Raw genomic sequence first — 17,073 nt, forward strand, 5'->3', positions numbered from 1 at the left:
GGACCACCTACTCCTTGCGCCGGAGCGATATCGTCCGCAGTCGTTCTTGGGGATGAGCGTATCGCCCCCGGAACAGTGCGGTAATGGAGTCAGGGCCCGTACTGTGGGTTCTGTCGCAGCATCGGTGAGCTGGAGTCCGTCAGAAGGGGGCGCGCGAAGCCCATGAGCGGTGTCATGAAGCGTATGGGGATGATCTTCCGCGCGAAAGCGAACAAGGCCCTTGACCGGGCCGAGGACCCGCGCGAGACCCTCGATTACTCGTACCAGAAGCAGCTGGAGCTGCTGCAGAAGGTGCGCCGCGGGGTCGCCGACGTGGCGACCTCCCGCAAGCGCCTCGAACTCCAGCTCAACCAGTTGCAGCAGCAGTCGTCCAAGCTGGAGGACCAGGGCCGCAAGGCGCTCGCGCTCGGCCGCGAGGACCTGGCCCGCGAGGCGCTCTCCCGCCGGGCCGCCCTGAGCCAGCAGGTGACGGACCTGGAGACCCAGCACACCACCCTCCAGGGCGAGGAGGAGAAGCTCACCCTGGCGGCCCAGCGGCTGCAGGCCAAGGTCGACGCCTTCCGTACGAAGAAGGAGACCATCAAGGCCACCTACACCGCCGCCCAGGCCCAGACCCGTATCGGTGAGGCCTTCTCCGGCATCTCCGAGGAGATGGGCGATGTCGGCCTTGCCATCCAGCGCGCCGAGGACAAGACCGCCCAGCTCCAGGCCCGGGCCGGCGCGATCGACGAGCTGCTCGCCTCCGGCGCCCTCGACGACCCCTCCGGCATGGCCAAGGACGACATCGCGGCCGAGCTGGACCGGATCTCCGGTGGTACGGATGTAGAGCTGGAACTGCAGCGCATGAAGGCCGAGCTGGCCGGCGGTTCGCCTCAGCAGGCGATCGAGGGCGGCGCCGGCCAGGGGCAGTCCCAGCAGCACCCGCAGGACACCCCGCGCTTCGACAAGCAGTAGTCCGGCGCCGGGACCCCGAGCCGAGGAGGCCGACGTGATCGTACGGATCATGGGGGAGGGCCAGGTGGAGCTGGACGACTCCCACTTCGTCGAGCTGAACAAGCTGGACGACGAGCTGCTCCAGGAGATGGAGAGCGGCGACGAGGAGAGCTTCGGCCGCACGCTCGCCGCTCTCCTGGACGCCGTCCGGCGGCTCGGCACCCCTCTGCCGGACGACGCCCTGGAGCCCTCGGAGCTGATCCTGCCGACGGCCGACGCCTCCCTGGACGAGGTCCGGCAGATGCTCAACGACGACGGACTGATCCCGGGCTGAGCCCGGCCCGGATCAGCCCAGGGTGAACCAGGTGCTGCGGGACTTCTGCCACTCCGGGTGGGTGAGGTCCTTCGCCTCGCTGCCGTCGCCGTAGAGGTCGGCGGAGCCGTCGTCCGTGATCAGCTGCACCCGGCCCCCGGAGACGTCCAGGTCGGGCACGGACACGACGGACTCCCAGCCGCCCGCGTCCGCGGTCGGCAGGTCCAGCTTCTTCACGGGCTGGTGCCCGGCCACGCCGTCCCACGTGTACAGGGCGTACGGGTCGCCGTTGTCGTCGGCCGCCCAGGACCCGGCCAGGATCAGGAACTGGCCCCTGTCGTTGCGCCGCAGGTCACGGATGGACAGGCCGCCGAGGTCCAGCTCGATCGGCGTACCGAACGTGGCCTTCGTGCCGCGGACCACCTGGTCCATGTCGGTCACCGGCACGATCAGCGCCCTGCCGCCCGACTGCGGCGGCACCAGCGGTGCCCGGAAGCCGACGTAGGCGGTGGTGGACGAGCCCGGCGCGAACTCCAGGCCCTCCACGTTGAAGCCGTCCACCTGCTTGGGGATCTGCCCGTCGGCCGTCGCCGCGGCGAAGCCGTACCGGTCGCCGTTCGCCTCGTCCCAGGCCACCAGGTCGTCGCGCAGACGGTGCCCGGCCGTGCCGAAGGAGAGCGAGGTGGCCGCGCCCGAGCCGGCGACCGTGGTGGTGAACACCGTGTTGCGGTCGGGCTTGTACACGCCGTCCTTGTTGTTGCCGAGCGAACCCGTCCAGTAGATCGTGTTCCCGACGCGGGTCGCGCCCTCGATGTCGACCTCCTTGTCGGCACCCAGCGCGTTGTCCATGTCCCAGGTCTTCACCGGGGCGCCGGAGGCCGAGCCGTTGTACAGGCGCAGGGTGTTGTCCTCGTCGTTGCCGACGACGACGTACCCGCCGCCGACGTCCACCGCCGCGGAGGCGTCCGAGGCGCCGGTGAGATAGCGGGCGTCCGCGGAGTGCTGGACGTCCGGGGACGCCGCGTAGTGCAGCGTCGTGGTGGCCGTCCTGCCGCCGAGGCCCGTCACCTTCAGCGTGAGGTCCGCATAGCCCTGGGCGTGCGCGGTGACCGAGACGGTACGGCTGCTGCCGGTGCCCGTGACCGTGACGTCGGAGGTGGCCGCCACGGAGGTGCGGGTGCTTTTGGAGGCTGCCACGGTCAGGGCGGAGGCGTCCGCGCCGCTCTGTGCGAGCGTGACGGTGACCGTCGGGTCGCCGGTGCTGCCGACCGCGCCCGACAGGTAGGCCGCCGACAGCTTGATCGTCGGAGTGCCGTAGGTGACGGCCTGCGCGGGGGTGACCAGACCGGTGACCGAGACGAGCGCGAGGGCCGCGGCCGACCACAGCGCATGACGGGACGGCGAGGAGGAAGGGAGCACGAGGCTGCCTTTCGTCGACAGGACGCATCCGGCCGGGCGGCGCGAATGCCGACGAGAAGGCTGAGCATGTACGGCCAACGCCGGGCGTCCGGTTGCCGTACCTTCCACGAACAGCACGGGACAGCTGACGATCAGTGAGGCCGCAAGTGGGTGAGGCCGTGCGTAGGCGCGGGCCGGTGGGGGCGGCCGCGCAGTTCCCCGCGCCCCTCAGGGGCACCTCTCCTGGTTGCGGGCGGCGGTCGTGGGATGTCGGTCGTGACGGCGTGCGTGCGTGCGGCCTTGCGGGGCCGGCCGCGCAGTTCCCGCGCCCCAAGGGGGTTGCGGTCGCTGCACCCTCGGAGTCCGTGCACCTGGCCGCGGGCAGTCGTGCCGCTGGGCGGCACGGGTGGGCGCGGCGGCACCCCCCGAGCGCCGGGGAGCGGCCCAGCGTCGGCTCTTACCAGCACCGGGCTCCTCGTTGCTGACCCGTGCTGCGGTGAGTCGTACTGTTCACAGGGTGAGCACTCTCGAACGCGCCCGGTGCGGCCTCAAGGCCCACCCCCTCGCGCTGGACGCGGCCATCGCGGCGGCCGTGCTGGTGTGCATGGTCGTCGGCTCCTTCGTGGTGCCCCGCGGGGACAACGGCGTCACCTGGGGCGTCCGCACCCCGGACCCGCTCAGCCTGCTCCTGATGACCCTCGGCGCCGCGGCCCTCGTCTTCCGCCGCCGCGCCCCCAAGACGGTCCTCGCCGTCACCGGCACCGTCTCCCTGATCGAGTTCGTCACCGGCGACCCGCGCGCCCCGGTCGCCATGACCGCCGTCGTCGCGCTCTACACCGTCGCCTCGACCACCGACCGCACCACCACCTGGCGCGTCGGCCTGCTCACCATGACCGTGCTGACCGCCGCCGCGATACTCGGCGGCACCCTGCCCTGGTACGCCCAGGAGAACCTGGGCGTGCTCGCCTGGACCGGTATCGGCGCGACCGCGGGCGACGCCGTACGCAGCCGCCGTGCGGTCGTCCAGGCCATCCGGGAGCGCGCCGAACGTGCCGAGCGCACCCGCGAGGAGGAGGCCCGGCGCCGCGTCGCGGAAGAGCGGCTGCGCATCGCCCGCGATCTGCACGACGTGGTCGCCCACCACATCGCGCTGGTCAACGTGCAGGCCGGAGTCGCCGCACACATCATGGACAAGCGGCCCGACCAGGCCAAGGAGGCCCTCGCCCACGTCCGCGAGGCCAGCCGCTCCGCGCTGGGCGAGCTGCGCGCCACCGTCGGCCTGCTCCGCCAGTCCGACGACCCCGAGGCTCCCACCGAACCCGCACCCGGCCTCAGCCGCCTCGACGAACTCGTCGGCACCTTCCGCAATGCCGGGCTCCCGGTCCAGGTGGCCCGCACCGACCACGGCACCGAACTCCCGGCCGCCGTCGACCTGGCCGCCTACCGGATCATCCAGGAGGCCCTGACCAACGCGCAGAAACACGCGGGCCCCGACGCCAAGGCCGAGGTCAGTGTCGTACGCGTCGGCCCGCACATCGAGGTCACCGTCCTGGACGACGGAGGGGGCGCGGGCGGTGAGCCCGGGGCCGGCGGAGGGCACGGACTGCTCGGCATGCGCGAGCGGGTCACCGCCCTCAGCGGCACCCTGACCACCGGCCCCCGCTACGGCGGCGGCTTCCGTGTCCATGCGATCCTGCCGGTCAAGACCCGCACCACGGCCCAGGGGGAGCCCGCATGACGATCCGTGTCCTGCTCGCCGACGACCAGGCACTGCTGCGCAGTGCGTTCCGGGTGCTGGTCGACTCCGAGCCCGACATGGAGGTGGTCGGGGAGGCCTCCGACGGAGCCGAGGCCGTCCGGCTGGCCAAGGAGCACGGCGCGGACGTCGTCCTCATGGACATCCGCATGCCCGGCACCGACGGCCTCGCCGCCACCCGCCTGATCAGCGCCGACCCGTCCCTCGCCGACGTCCGCGTGGTCATCCTGACCACCTTCGAGGTCGACGACTACGTGGTCCAGTCCCTGCGGGCGGGCGCCTCCGGCTTCCTCGGCAAGGGCAGCGAGCCCGAGGAACTGCTGAACGCCATCCGGGTCGCCGCGGGCGGCGAGGCACTGCTGTCGCCGGCCGCCACCAAGGGCCTGATCGCCCGCTTCCTCGCCCAGGGCGAGGGTGACGACGGCCGCGACCCGGCCCGCTCCGAGCGGCTCGGCGCGCTCACCGGCCGGGAGCGGGAGGTGCTGGTCCAGGTCGCCGGCGGCCACTCCAACGACGAGATCGCCGAGCGGCTGGAGGTCAGCCCGCTGACGGTGAAGACGCACGTCAACCGTGCCATGGCCAAGCTCGGCGCCCGGGACCGGGCGCAGCTCGTCGTCATCGCGTACGAGTCGGGGCTGGTACGTCCGAGGATGGACTGACCTCCACCCGCGTGTACTGCGCGCGGAGTAGGGGCCCGATAAGGAAATGGACCTGGGGCCTACGAGAACGCGCTCTGTCATGGCTCAGGGTGGTGGGGTGGGCGCCCACCAGCGCCTTCCGCTTTCTGCCGCTCACGGAAACGAGACCCCTGACCATGTCCTGGCTGTCGAGATTCAGCCTCGCACAACGGGCCCTGATAGGCCTGATGTCGATCGTCGCGCTCGTCTTCGGGCTGATCGCGATACCCCAGATCAAGCAGCAGCTCCTGCCCACCATCGACCTGCCCATGGTGTCGGTGATCGCGCCGTACCAGGGCGCCTCGCCCGACGTCGTCGAGAAGCAGGTCGTCGAGCCCATCGAGAACAACCTCCAGGGCGTCGACGGCGTCAGCGGCGTCACCTCCACGGCCAGCGAGGGCAACGCCGTGATCATGGCGTCCTTCGACTACGGCAACAACACCAAGCAGCTGGTCTCCGACGTCCAGCAGGCCGTCAACCGGGCCCGCAACCAGCTCCCGGACGACGTCGACCCGCAGGTCGTCTCCGGCTCCACGGACGACATGCCGACCGTGGTCCTGGCCGTCACCTCCGGCAAGGACCAGCAGGCGCTCGCCGACCAGCTTGACAAGACGGTCGTCCCGACCCTGAAGGACATCGACGGCGTAGGCCGCGTCCAGGTCACCGGCACGCGCGACCTCCAGGTCGCCGTCACCCCCGACGACGCGAAGCTGGCCCGGGCGGGCCTCACCTCCGCCGCCCTCGGCCAGGCCCTGCAGGCGGGCGGCGCGACCGTGCCGGCCGGCTCCTTCGACGAGGACGGCGCCAACCGCACCGTCCAGGTCGGCGGTGGCTTCACCTCGCTGCGGCAGATCCAGGACCTGATGGTCACCGGCGAGGCCGGCAAGAAGCCCGTGCGCCTCGGTGACGTGGCCACCGTCAAGGAGCAGCCGGCCCCGGCCGACTCCATCACCCGCACCGACGGCCGGCCCAGCCTCGCCGTCAACGTCACCATGGACCACGACGGCAGCGCGGTCTCCATCTCGAACGCGGTCAAGGACAAGCTGCCCGACCTGCGCAAGGACCTCGGTTCCGGTGCCAGGCTGACGGTCGTCAGCGACCAGGGCCCGGCCGTCTCCAAGTCCATCAAGGGCCTGACCACGGAGGGCGCGCTCGGCCTGCTCTTCGCGGTCCTGATCATCCTGGTCTTCCTGGCCTCGATCCGCTCGACGCTGGTCACGGCGGTGTCCATCCCGCTGTCCGTCGTCCTCGCGCTGATCGTGCTGTGGACCCGCGGCCTGTCCCTGAACATGCTCACCCTGGGCGCGCTCACCATCGCCATCGGCCGGGTCGTCGACGACTCGATCGTGGTCCTGGAGAACATCAAGCGGCACCTCGGCTACGGCGAGGAGCGCAAGGACGCCATCCTGAACGCCGTGCGCGAGGTGGCCGGCGCGGTCACCTCCTCCACCCTCACCACGGTCGCCGTGTTCCTGCCGATCGGTCTGGTCGGCGGCATGGTGGGCGCCCTGTTCGGCTCGTTCAGCATCACGGTGACGGCGGCCCTGCTGGCCTCCCTCGTCGTCTCGCTGACGGTCGTGCCCGTCCTGTCGTACTGGTTCCTGCGCGCCCCGAAGGGCACCCCGAAGGACGCCGACGAGGCGCGCCGCCGGGCCGAGGAGAAGGAGGCGAAGAGCCGCCTCCAGCGTCTCTACGTCCCCGTCCTGCGTTTCGCCACCCGCCGCCGGCTCACCAGCCTGCTCATCGCGGTGGTCGTCCTGGTCGTCACGTTCGGCATGTCCGGCATGCTGAAGACGAACTTCTTCGACCAGGGCGAGCAGGAGGTCCTCACCGTCAAGCAGGAGCTGAAGCCCGGCACCAGCCTCGCGGCGACCGACGCCCAGGCCAAGCGGGTCGAGAAGCTGCTCGCCTCCACCAAGGGCGTCAAGGACTACCAGGTCACCGTCGGCTCCTCCGGCTTCATGGCGGCCTTCGGCGGCGGCACGGACACCAACCAGGCGTCGTACCAGGTGATGCTCAAGGACTCGAAGTCCTACGACGACGTGCACAAGCACCTCGAGGACGGGCTGAAGAAGCTCAAGGGCATCGGCACGACCACCGTCTCGGCCGGTGACGGCTTCGGCAACCAGGACCTCAGCGTCGTGGTGAAGGCCTCCGACCCGAAGGTCCTGAGCGAGGCCGCCGACCGGGTGCGCTCCACCGTGGCCGGACTCGACGACGTCACCGACGTCACCAGCGACCTCGCCCAGAGCGTGCCGCGGATCTCGGTCAAGGCGGGCCCCAAGGCGGCCGCGGCCGGGTTCGACGACCAGAAGCTGGGCGCCGCGGTCGCCCAGGCCGTGCGCGGTACGACGACGGCGAAGGCGGTCCTCGACGACACCGAGCGCGATGTCGTCGTGAAGTCGGCCAAGCCCGCCACCACCCTCGCCCAGCTCAAGGCGCTGCGCCTCGGCCCGGTGAAGCTCGGTGACATCGCGACCGTGAAGCTGGTGGACGGGCCGGTGTCGATGACCCGGATCGACGGCCAGCGCGCCGCGACCATCAAGGCCAAGCCGACCGGGGACAACACGGGCGCGGTCAGCACCCAGCTCCAGTCGAAGATCAAGGCCCTGAAGCTCCCGGCGGGTGCCGAGGCGGAGATCGGGGGCGTCAGCTCGGACCAGGACGACGCGTTCAAGAACCTGGGACTGGCCATGCTGGCGGCGATCGCGATCGTCTTCATGCTGCTGGTGGCGACGTTCCGCTCGCTCGTCCAGCCGCTGATCCTGCTGGTCTCGATCCCCTTCGCGGCGACGGGCGCGATCGGCCTGCTGGTCGCCACCGGTACCCCGATGGGCGTCCCGGCGATGATCGGCATGCTGATGCTGATCGGCATCGTGGTGACCAACGCGATCGTGCTGATCGACCTGATCAACCAGTACCGCGGGCAGGGCTACGGCGTCGTCGAGGCCGTGGTGGAGGGTGGCCGCCACCGTCTGCGCCCGATCCTCATGACGGCCCTGGCGACGATCTTCGCCCTGCTGCCGATGGCGCTGGGCGTCACCGGCGAGGGCGGCTTCATCGCCCAGCCGCTGGCCGTGGTCGTGATCGGCGGTCTGATCTCGTCCACGCTGCTGACCCTGCTGCTCGTCCCGACGCTCTACGCGATGCTGGAGCTCCGCAAGGAGCGCCGCGCGAAGAAGCGGGCCGCGAAGAAGGGCGCACCCCTCCCGGAGCAGTCCGTCTCCGACGAGCCGGAGCCGGCGGGAGTCTGACACACACCCGCCCCGTTCCCCCTCCCTCACGAGCCTGCTCTGTGGGGGAGGGGGAACGGGGCGGCGGTCTTGCACGAGGGCGGCCCCGGGCCGCCCTCCGGCATCGGCACGGCGGGCGCCCCGGGGCCGGACGGACCGGGCACCCGGCATCGGCCCGGCCGGGCACCCCGGCGTTGGATGACCACGAACGGCTACGGCAGCGCCAGCATCCGCTCCAGCGCGAGCTTGGCGAACGCCTCCGTCTCCTTGTCGACCTCGATCCGGTTGACCAGGTTGCCCTCGGCCAGGGACTCCAGGGCCCAGACCAGGTGGGGCAGGTCGATCCGGTTCATGGTCGAGCAGAAGCAGACCGTCTTGTCGAGGAAGACGATCTCCTTGCCCTCGGGGGCGAAGCGGTTCGCCAGTCGGCGGACCAGGTTCAGCTCGGTGCCGATGGCCCACTTGGAGCCCGCCGGGGCCGCCTCCAGCGCCTTGATGATGTACTCGGTCGAGCCGACGTAGTCCGCCGCGGCCACGACCTCGTGCCTGCACTCGGGGTGCACCAGCACGTTCACACCGGGGATGCGCTCGCGCACGTCGTTCACCGAGTCCAGGCTGAAGCGGCCGTGGACCGAGCAGTGGCCGCGCCACAGGATCATCTTCGCGGCCCGCAGCTCCTCGGCGGTCAGCCCGCCGTTCGGCCGGTGCGGGTTGTAGACCACGCAGTCGTCCAGGGACATGCCCATGTCCCGCACCGCGGTGTTGCGGCCCAGGTGCTGGTCGGGCAGGAACAGGACCTTCTCGCCCTGCTCGAAGGCCCAGTCAAGGGCGCGCTCGGCGTTCGACGAGGTACAGATGGTGCCGCCGTGCTTGCCGGTGAACGCCTTGATGTCCGCCGAGGAGTTCATGTACGAGACCGGCACCACCTGCTCGGCGATGCCCGCCTCGGTCAGCACGTCCCAGCACTCGGCGACCTGCTCGGCCGTGGCCATGTCGGCCATCGAGCAGCCGGCCGCGAGGTCCGGAAGGACGACCTTCTGGTCGTCGGAGGTGAGGATGTCCGCCGACTCGGCCATGAAGTGCACACCGCAGAAGACGATGTACTCGGCCTCCGGGCGCGCGGCCGCGTCCCGGGCCAGCTTGAAGGAGTCGCCCGTGACGTCGGCGAACTGGATGACTTCGTCGCGCTGGTAATGGTGGCCGAGCACGAAGACCTTGTCGCCGAGCTTCTCCTTGGCCGCGCGGGCGCGCTCGACCAGGTCGGGGTCGGACGGCGAGGGCAGGTCGCCGGGGCACTCGACACCCCGCTCGCTCTTCGGGTCGGCCTCACGGCCGAGCAGCAGCAGGGCGAGCGGAGTCGGCTGCACGTCGAGCTCCGGGGTCTGGGCGGTGGTCACGACACGCACCCTTTCTACTTTTCGTCTAACTGACGCTATCTATCATATCTGCTTCACGTCACTTTGACGATGGCGATAGCGTCGGTGTGACGTGAATCCCGCTCGACTCCGCCCGGACCCCGCCCGTACTCCGCCCGGCCCCCTCCCGGACCTCGTCCGCACTCCGCGCCGACCCCGCCCCGGCGCCGCCACGCCCCGTCAGGTCCCTCCACAGGCCGCTGTCCGCGTTCGCGGGCATGTGCGAGCATGAGGGCGGAAGGAAAACGCGACCACGCGAATGCCCGGCCCGGAATGAATCCGCGGAAACGCCGGTTGCACTGGTCGGCAAGCAGTCTCCGTACAACCCGGGAGAGATGTAGATGTCCGTATCGGACGAGACCACCACCGTCACCGACGGCATCATCCTGACCGACGCCGCCGCGTCCAAGGTCAAGGCCCTGCTCGACCAGGAAGGCCGTGACGACCTCGCGCTGCGCGTCGCCGTCCAGCCCGGCGGCTGCTCCGGCCTGCGCTACCAGCTGTTCTTCGACGAGCGTTCGCTCGACGGCGACGTCGAGAAGGACTTCGACGGGGTCAAGGTCGTCACCGACCGCATGAGCGCCCCGTACCTGGGCGGCGCCACCGTCGACTTCGTGGACACGATCGAGAAGCAGGGCTTCACGATCGACAACCCGAACGCGACGGGCTCCTGCGCCTGCGGCGACTCCTTCAGCTGAGCCGGCCCCGGCCTGACGTAACAGGCGGCGGTCCCCTTGCGGGGGCCGCCGCCTGTTACGTCTTCACGTCTTCCTGTCAGGTCTTCCTGCGCGGCTACCGAGCCGTCTGCGGCCGCAGCGCTCCCGGCTTGGCCTTCGGGATCTGCTTTCCGTCGGCGCCGACCACCGTGCGGCCGTCCAGCGGCGCGTCCAGCCGTACGGTCTTCACGTACTCCTTGGCGATCAGGATGCACACCTTGTCCGGCCAGGGCCGCTCGGTCACGGTGACCGTGACCCGGCCGCCACTCTCCTTCGCGGACGCCGTGTAGTCCGCGCACACCCCGCCCATGAAGCTCACCGTCAGCTCGCGGCCGTCGGTCGTGTAACCGGCCACCTTCACCTCGCGCGTCTTCGGCGAGGAGGACGACGAGGGCGACGAGGGTGCGGACGGGGCCGACGCGGAGGGCGCCGCCAGGTACTGGGGATCGACCGCCGGATACGCCACCGTGAAGGCGCCTCCCTGCGCCGATCCGCGCACCTCGAAGAGCCACGACGGCACCAGCAGCTGCCGTCCGCCGGCCGAGCGCGCGGCCAGACCGAACACCGCCTTGTCGACGGTGGCCCTGTCGGCCGCCTGCTTCGGCGCCGAGGTGCCGCACGGCTGCTCCAGCCGGTCCTTCAGCGGTTCCGGGCTGGCACAGCCGCCGATGCCCATGCGGTGGTCGCTCTTCGGCGCCCTGTTCATCAGCTCCAGCGTCTTCTTCGCATCCAGGACGGGGTACGTGTCCCCCTTCACCGGTGCCGCCAGCTGACCGTGTCCGCCGACCAGCTCGCCCTGCTTGTCCACCGTCAGGCCGGTCGTGAGGCCGTACGTGGGCAGCCCGCCCACCACCGGGTCCGCGTTGACCACCCGCTGGGAGCCCATGATCTGGCTCGCGTCGATCTTCGCGTCGTCCTGCCCGAGCGCCTTCAGCACGGGCGCCGCCGCCTTCTCGGCGGCCGCCACGCTCACCGGGGTGCCGGCCGGCGCCATCGGGTCGTGCACGCAGACGGTGACCTTCTTGCAGTCGTCGGTCCCGGGCGCGTACCGGCTGAAGGTCCAGCTGCCTGGCGCATCCCTGTTCACCTGCAGACTCGGCCCGGAACCGTCCTTCCCGCCGCCGACCCGCCAGATCCGTCCCTCGGCCACCGGCGTGCCGTCCACGCCGAGTGCCTCGGCCAGCCGGGCCACCCGGTCCTTGCCGACCTCGGCCCCCGGCTCGTACACCGGTGCGGAGCCGGGACCGCCCGGCAGCTCGCCCGCGGCCACATAGGTCACGCCGTACGGATTCGGCTCACCGGGCGCGATGCCGCCGGTACCGCCCGGTGCCCATCCGTCGAGGGTGAGCGGCGGCGGGGTCCCGCCGCCGGACCGGCCGGCGTCCGTCCGGCCGTCCGAGCCGTTGTGCGCGGCGAGGTAGGCGCCACCGCCCCCGACCAGCAGGACGGCCGCGGCGACCGAGGCGACGACCACGGGGGAGCGGTGCCGTCCGGCCCGCTCACCCTCGCTCCCGGCGTCGCCGGTTTCTCCGCCCCGGCTCAGGACATGCTCGGCGGCGGCCGGACTCTCGGCGTCGCCGGTTTCTCCACCCCGGCTCAGGACATGCTCGGTGTCGGCCGCACTCTCGGCGTCGCCGGCTTCTCCGGCCCGGTTGCGGGCCTGCTCGCCGACCGGGCCGCCCCCGGCCCTGCCGGATTCCTCGGCCCGGCCCGGGGACTGTTCACCGGTGGTGTCGTTCCCGGCGCCGCCGGCTTCCTCGACCCGGTCGCCTCCGGCGTCGTCCGCCCCTGCGGCCTCGCTCCTACCGGAGACCTCGGGCTCCTCGGGGTTCTCCGGTCGCTCGGTGTTCACCGCATCGCTCCTCGCTGGATCGTGTCCCACGTCCCCGGCACGGGGGACGGCGATGGGACGTGCGAGGGGAGCGCGCGGTTCCCGGAATGTGCGCCCCTGGGGTCAGTCGCCGTACTCGGACATCGCGTCCAGCAGCCGGGCGGAGCGCGCCGGCACGGTCACCCCGTGGATCACCGACGGCGGCACCGGACGGGAGTCGTGCCGGGGAGCCGCCCAGCGCGGAGCCATCCGGGCGCAGTCACCGCGCAGCGAGGCGAGGTCGCCGTCGAGATCGGCCGGAGCGGTGGAATCGACCTTCAGGTTTGTCATGACGGCACCGTAAGCGTGCTCGGCCTCACACAGAAAGACCTACTATCGGGTAGTTTTGCCAGCTTCAGTGACCGCCCGTGAGCGGGTAGCGTGAACTGTCAATCCAGCCTCCCGCAGGAGAATGCCTGTCGTGCGCATTGCAGTCACCGGCTCCATCGCCACCGACCACCTCATGACCTTTCCCGGCCGCTTCGCCGACCAGTTCGTCGCGGACCAGCTGCACACGGTCTCGCTCTCCTTCCTGGTCGACAACCTGGACGTGCGCCGGGGCGGCGTCGGCGCGAACATCGCCTTCGGCATGGGTCAGCTCGGGACCGCGCCGATCCTGGTCGGGGCCGCGGGCTTCGACTTCGACGACTACCGCGCCTGGCTCGGCCGCCACGGTGTGGACACCGACTCGGTCCGTATCTCCGAGACCCTGCACACCGCCCGTTTCGTGTGCACCACCGACGCCGACCACAACCAGATCGGCTCCTTCTACACCGGCGCGATGAGCGAGGCCCGCCTCATCGAGCTGAAGACGGTCGCCGACCGCGTCGGCAGCCTCGACCTGGTCCTCATCGGCGCCGACGACCCGGAGGCCATGCTCCGCCACACGGAGGAGTGCCGTTCCCGGTCGATCCCCTTCGCCGCCGACTTCTCCCAGCAGATCGCCCGCATGGAGGGCGAGGAGATCCGGATACTGCTCGACGGGGCGACCTACCTCTTCTCCAACGAGTACGAGAAGGGCCTCATCGAGTCCAAGACCGGCTGGAGCGACTCCCAGATCCTCGCCAAGGTCGGCCACCGCGTCACCACGCTCGGCTCGCAGGGCGTGCGGATCGAGCGGGTCGGCGAGGACCCGATCGAGGTCGGCTGCCCGCAGGAGGACCGCAAGGCCGACCCCACCGGTGTCGGTGACGCCTTCCGGGCCGGATTCCTCTCCGGCCTCGTCTGGGGCGTCTCCCTGGAGCGCGCGGCCCAGGTCGGCTGCATGCTGGCCACGCTCGTCATCGAGACGGTGGGCACGCAGGAGTACCAGCTGCGCCGGGCGCACTTCATGGAGCGCTTCACCAAGGCCTACGGCGACGCGGCCGCCGAGGAGGTCCAGGCTCACCTGGGCTGACGCTGTACCGGCGGTGCCGGGCGGCCGTTCGGCCGCCTCGGCGCCGCTGTCGCGCACGGGGCGCGTGGGGGCTGGTCGTGCAGGTCCCCGCGCCCCCTTCGGGGCCCGGCCCCCCTTTTTTTCAGCTCACCCGTCGGACCACGTACGCCGTACCTCGCTCGGCCGGCTCCTCGCCCACGTACTCCTGCCCCCGCATCTCGCACCACGCGGGAATGTCCAGCCGGGCCGCCTCGTCGTCCGAGAGCACCCGCACCGTGCCCCCCACCGGCACCTCCCCGATGACCTTGGCCAGCTCGATCACCGGGATCGGGCACCGCTTGCCGAGCGAGTCGACGACCAGTTCCTGCTCCCGCACCGCGGTCGCGGGAGCAGGCGCCCCCAGCTTCTCCCGCACGCCCGCCACCGCCCCCGGCAGCACCCGCAGGAACCGTTCCACGTCCTGCCCGTCCGTCCCGGCCGGCAGCGACACCCGCACGTTCCCCTCGCTCAGCACCCCCATCGCCTTGAGCACATGGCTGGGTGTCAGGGTGCTGCTGGTGCAGGACGACCCGGAGGAGACGGAAAAGCCCTCCCGGTCCAACTCGTGCAGCAGGGCCTCTCCGTCGGCGTAGAGACAGGAGAAGGTGACGATCCCGGGCAGCCGCCGCTCCGCGTCGCCCACCACCTCCACGTCCGGCACCAGCTCGGGCACCCGCACCCGGATCCGCTCCGTCAGCTCCCGCAGTCGCCTCGCCTCCTGGGCCGCCTCGGCCCGCACCGCGCGCAGGGAGGCCGCGGCCGCGACGATCGCCGGGAGGTTCTCGAAACCGGGCGCCCGCCCCGACTCCCGCTCGTCCACGGGCCCTTGCACCGCGAACCGCACGCCCTTGCGCACCACGAGCAGCCCCACCCCCGCGGGCCCGCCCCACTTGTGGGCGCTCGCCGCCAGCAGCGACCAGCCGCCCTCCACCGGCCCCCACCCGAGCGACTGCGCGGCGTCCACCAGCAGGGGCACCCCCGCCGCCCGGCACGCCTCGGCCACCCGGCCCACCGGTTGCACGGTCCCGACCTCGTGGTTGGCCGACTGCAGACAGGCCAGCGCGGTGTCCTGCCGCAGTGCCGCCGCGTAGGCCGACGGATCCACGGCCCCGCCCCGGTCGACGGCCACCGTGCTCACCGTCCCGCCGTCGGCCTCGAACGCCTCCGCCGAATGGAGTACCGAGGAGTGTTCGACGGCTGACACGATCAGGTGGCGCCCCACCCGCCGCCGCCCGGCCAACGCCCCCGCGATGCCGGTGTGTACGGCCCGGGTCCCGGAGGGGGTGAACACCACTTCGTCGGCCCGGCACCCCGTCGCCTCGGCGACCGCTTCCCGGGCGGCATCGAGCAGCAACCGTGCCTTGCGCCCCTCCCGGTACAGCCGGGCGGGATCGGCCCACCCCTCGTCCAGAGAGGCCAACAGGGCCTGACGGGCCACAGGGTGGAGGGGGGCGGCGGATGCAGCGTCGAAGTAGGACACGCCTCCACGTTAGAACGCCGGCGAGGACAGCCCACCCAGGGGCGCGAGGAACGGCGCCACCAGCGACAATGCCACCCGCAGCCGCACTCCAAACCGCGACAACCCGAGCTATTAGGCGCTCAATCCCACCCTTAAGGAGTGACGGGCGGCGCGTATGGCACCCTCCCCGCGAACCCCTGAAGAGCGTCGGCTAGGGTTTGGTCCGCATAAACATCCAAACCCCTGCCCGACGCAGGGCGGCGACCGACCAGCGAGAAGGCCGCAGCCGACCGCGCGGGCGAGACTCTCGGGAAGGCGCTACGTGAGTCCCAACGGCTCCGACCGCTCGCCGCGGCGCCCGATGCGGCGGAAGCTGCTGCAGGCATTGACCGCGGGCCTGGTCCTGGCGACCGCTACCGGTTGCACATACAAGGACTTCCCCCGCCTTGGTATGCCCACCCCGACCACGGAAGAGGCTCCGCGGATCCTCTCCCTGTGGCAGGGCTCCTGGGCTGCCGCGCTCGCCGTCGGCGTGCTGGTGTGGGGCCTGATCCTGTGGAGCGCCATGTTCCACCGGCGCAGCCGCACCAAGGTCGAGGTACCTCCGCAGACCCGGTACAACATGCCCATCGAGGCTCTGTACACGGTGGTCCCGATCATCATCATCTCGGTGCTCTTCTACTTCACGGCCCGGGACGAGTCCAAGCTCCTGGACCTCTCCAAGAAGCCCGACGTCACGGTCAACGTGGTCGGTTTCCAGTGGAGCTGGGGCTTCAACTACGTCGCGGACGTCCCGGGTTCCACCGGCAACGCGAAGACCGACAAGAACCTGGACGCCATCCCGGACCGGTTCAAGAAGGACTTCCCCGCGAACGCCGGCGGTGTCTACGACGTCGGTACGCCCGGCACGAAGAACCCGCAGACCGGCAACCCGGGCCCGACGCTCTGGCTCCCCGAGGGCAAGACGGTCCGCTTCGTCCTCACCTCGCGTGACGTCATCCACTCCTTCTGGGTGGTGCCGTTCCTGATGAAGCAGGACGTCATCCCGGGCCACACCAACGCCTTCCAGGTGACCCCCAACCACCAGGGCACCTTCATGGGCAAGTGCGCAGAGCTCTGCGGCGTCGACCACTCCCGGATGCTGTTCAACGTGAAGGTCGTCTCCCCCCAGCGCTACGAGCAGCACCTCAAGGACCTCGCCAAGAAGGGGCAGACCGGTTACATTCCCGCCGGCATCGCGCAGACGCCGCACGAGAAGAACCGGGAGACGAACAACCTGTGAGCATCCTCAACGAACCCCAGGGTGCCGCGGCAGCTGAGGACTCTTATGAGAACGAGCTGCCGGTCAGGCGCAAGCAGCCCGGCAACGTCGTGGTGAAGTGGCTGACGACCACCGACCACAAGACGATCGGAACGCTGTACCTCGTCACGTCGTTCGCGTTCTTCCTGATCGGCGGCGTGATGGCGCTGCTCATGCGCGCCGAGCTGGCCCGTCCGGGCCTGCAGATCATGTCGAACGAGCAGTTCAACCAGGCGTTCACGATGCACGGCACGATCATGCTGCTGATGTTCGCGACGCCCCTGTTCGCCGGTTTCACGAACTGGATCATGCCGCTGCAGATCGGCGCGCCCGACGTGGCGTTCCCGCGGCTGAACATGTTCGCCTACTGGCTCTACCTGTTCGGCTCGACCATCGCGGTCGGTGGCTTCCTCACCCCGCAGGGCGCGGCCGACTTCGGCTGGTTCGCCTACTCCCCGCTGTCGGACGCGGTCCGCTCGCCGGGCATCGGCGCCGACATGTGGATCATGGGTCTGGCCTTCTCCGGCTTCGGCACCATCCTCGGCGCGGTCAACTTCATCACCACGATCATCTGCATGCGTGCCCCGGG

Annotated in this window: 14 protein-coding genes; 9 read left to right on the plus strand and 5 right to left on the minus strand. The window is 70.9% G+C overall.

The window, feature by feature from the left end; genetic code table 11:
- Window positions 1-162 precede the first annotated feature (162 nt).
- Window positions 163-954 (plus strand): PspA/IM30 family protein, encoded by a 792-nt coding sequence (locus ACFZCP_RS43220; protein WP_362679664.1) that lies wholly within the window; start codon window positions 163-165, stop codon window positions 952-954.
- A gap of 34 nt (window positions 955-988) precedes the next feature.
- Window positions 989-1,267 carry a hypothetical protein gene (locus tag ACFZCP_RS43225; RefSeq protein WP_391442247.1) on the plus strand — a complete coding sequence of 93 codons (279 nt, stop codon included), beginning with the start codon at window positions 989-991 and terminating at the stop codon, window positions 1,265-1,267.
- Window positions 1,268-1,279: 12 nt separating this feature from the next.
- Here ACFZCP_RS43225 and ACFZCP_RS43230 read toward each other — a convergent pair whose 3' ends face one another.
- The gene (locus ACFZCP_RS43230) at window positions 1,280-2,632 is read right to left on the minus strand and encodes a DUF3616 domain-containing protein (RefSeq protein WP_391442258.1); all 1,353 of its coding nucleotides are present in this window, start codon (window positions 2,630-2,632) and stop codon (window positions 1,280-1,282) included.
- Between the two features lie 529 nt (window positions 2,633-3,161).
- On the opposite strand from ACFZCP_RS43230, the gene ACFZCP_RS43235 reads away from it, so the two are divergent.
- The 3 genes from ACFZCP_RS43235 (at window position 3,162) to ACFZCP_RS43245 (ending at window position 8,331) form a co-directional block, all read left to right on the plus strand.
- On the plus strand, window positions 3,162-4,382 hold the full coding sequence (locus tag ACFZCP_RS43235; protein WP_391442248.1) for a histidine kinase: 1,221 nt from the start codon (window positions 3,162-3,164) through the stop codon (window positions 4,380-4,382).
- A complete protein-coding gene (locus ACFZCP_RS43240; protein WP_362679676.1) occupies window positions 4,379-5,059 on the plus strand; it encodes a response regulator transcription factor in 681 nt (226 codons plus the stop codon). The genes ACFZCP_RS43235 and ACFZCP_RS43240 overlap by 4 nt, the downstream gene beginning before the upstream one ends.
- A gap of 155 nt (window positions 5,060-5,214) precedes the next feature.
- Window positions 5,215-8,331, plus strand: coding sequence for an efflux RND transporter permease subunit (locus ACFZCP_RS43245; RefSeq protein ID WP_391442249.1), 3,117 nt, complete (start codon window positions 5,215-5,217; stop codon window positions 8,329-8,331).
- Window positions 8,332-8,522: 191 nt separating this feature from the next.
- Here the strand turns inward: ACFZCP_RS43245 and nadA are convergent, their stop codons facing one another.
- Window positions 8,523-9,707: a quinolinate synthase NadA gene (gene nadA, locus ACFZCP_RS43250; RefSeq protein WP_391442250.1), complete on the minus strand. Its 1,185-nt coding sequence runs from the start codon at window positions 9,705-9,707 to the stop codon at window positions 8,523-8,525.
- A 359-nt stretch (window positions 9,708-10,066) separates the two neighbouring features.
- Here nadA and erpA point away from each other — a divergent pair, with 359 nt between their 5' ends.
- Window positions 10,067-10,423 (plus strand): iron-sulfur cluster insertion protein ErpA, encoded by a 357-nt coding sequence (gene erpA / locus ACFZCP_RS43255; RefSeq protein WP_066992874.1) that lies wholly within the window; start codon window positions 10,067-10,069, stop codon window positions 10,421-10,423.
- 94 nt (window positions 10,424-10,517) lie between these two features.
- On the opposite strand, the gene ACFZCP_RS43260 is transcribed toward erpA, so the two are convergent.
- Both ACFZCP_RS43260 and ACFZCP_RS43265 read right to left on the minus strand, forming a co-directional pair.
- The gene (locus ACFZCP_RS43260) at window positions 10,518-12,293 is read right to left on the minus strand and encodes a hypothetical protein (RefSeq protein WP_391442251.1); all 1,776 of its coding nucleotides are present in this window, start codon (window positions 12,291-12,293) and stop codon (window positions 10,518-10,520) included.
- 102 nt (window positions 12,294-12,395) lie between these two features.
- Entirely contained in the window at window positions 12,396-12,602 is a 207-nt protein-coding gene (locus ACFZCP_RS43265; RefSeq protein WP_391442252.1) for a hypothetical protein, read from the minus strand.
- A 130-nt stretch (window positions 12,603-12,732) separates the two neighbouring features.
- Between ACFZCP_RS43265 and ACFZCP_RS43270 the strand changes: the two genes are divergently transcribed.
- The gene (locus tag ACFZCP_RS43270) at window positions 12,733-13,707 is read left to right on the plus strand and encodes a PfkB family carbohydrate kinase (protein ID WP_391442253.1); all 975 of its coding nucleotides are present in this window, start codon (window positions 12,733-12,735) and stop codon (window positions 13,705-13,707) included.
- Between the two features lie 121 nt (window positions 13,708-13,828).
- Here ACFZCP_RS43270 and ACFZCP_RS43275 read toward each other — a convergent pair whose 3' ends face one another.
- Window positions 13,829-15,205: an aminotransferase class V-fold PLP-dependent enzyme gene (locus tag ACFZCP_RS43275; RefSeq protein ID WP_362679694.1), complete on the minus strand. Its 1,377-nt coding sequence runs from the start codon at window positions 15,203-15,205 to the stop codon at window positions 13,829-13,831.
- Between the two features lie 301 nt (window positions 15,206-15,506).
- Here ACFZCP_RS43275 and coxB point away from each other — a divergent pair, with 301 nt between their 5' ends.
- Window positions 15,507-16,466, plus strand: coding sequence for a cytochrome c oxidase subunit II (coxB, locus tag ACFZCP_RS43280; RefSeq protein ID WP_391442254.1), 960 nt, complete (start codon window positions 15,507-15,509; stop codon window positions 16,464-16,466).
- A partial coding sequence (locus ACFZCP_RS43285) for a cbb3-type cytochrome c oxidase subunit I (RefSeq protein WP_391442255.1) occupies window positions 16,463-17,073 on the plus strand: 611 nt, incomplete at its 3' end. The genes coxB and ACFZCP_RS43285, both read left to right, overlap by 4 nt.

The organism is Streptomyces sp. NPDC007971 (assembly GCF_042958635.1).
Lineage (GTDB): Bacteria > Actinomycetota > Actinomycetes > Streptomycetales > Streptomycetaceae > Streptomyces.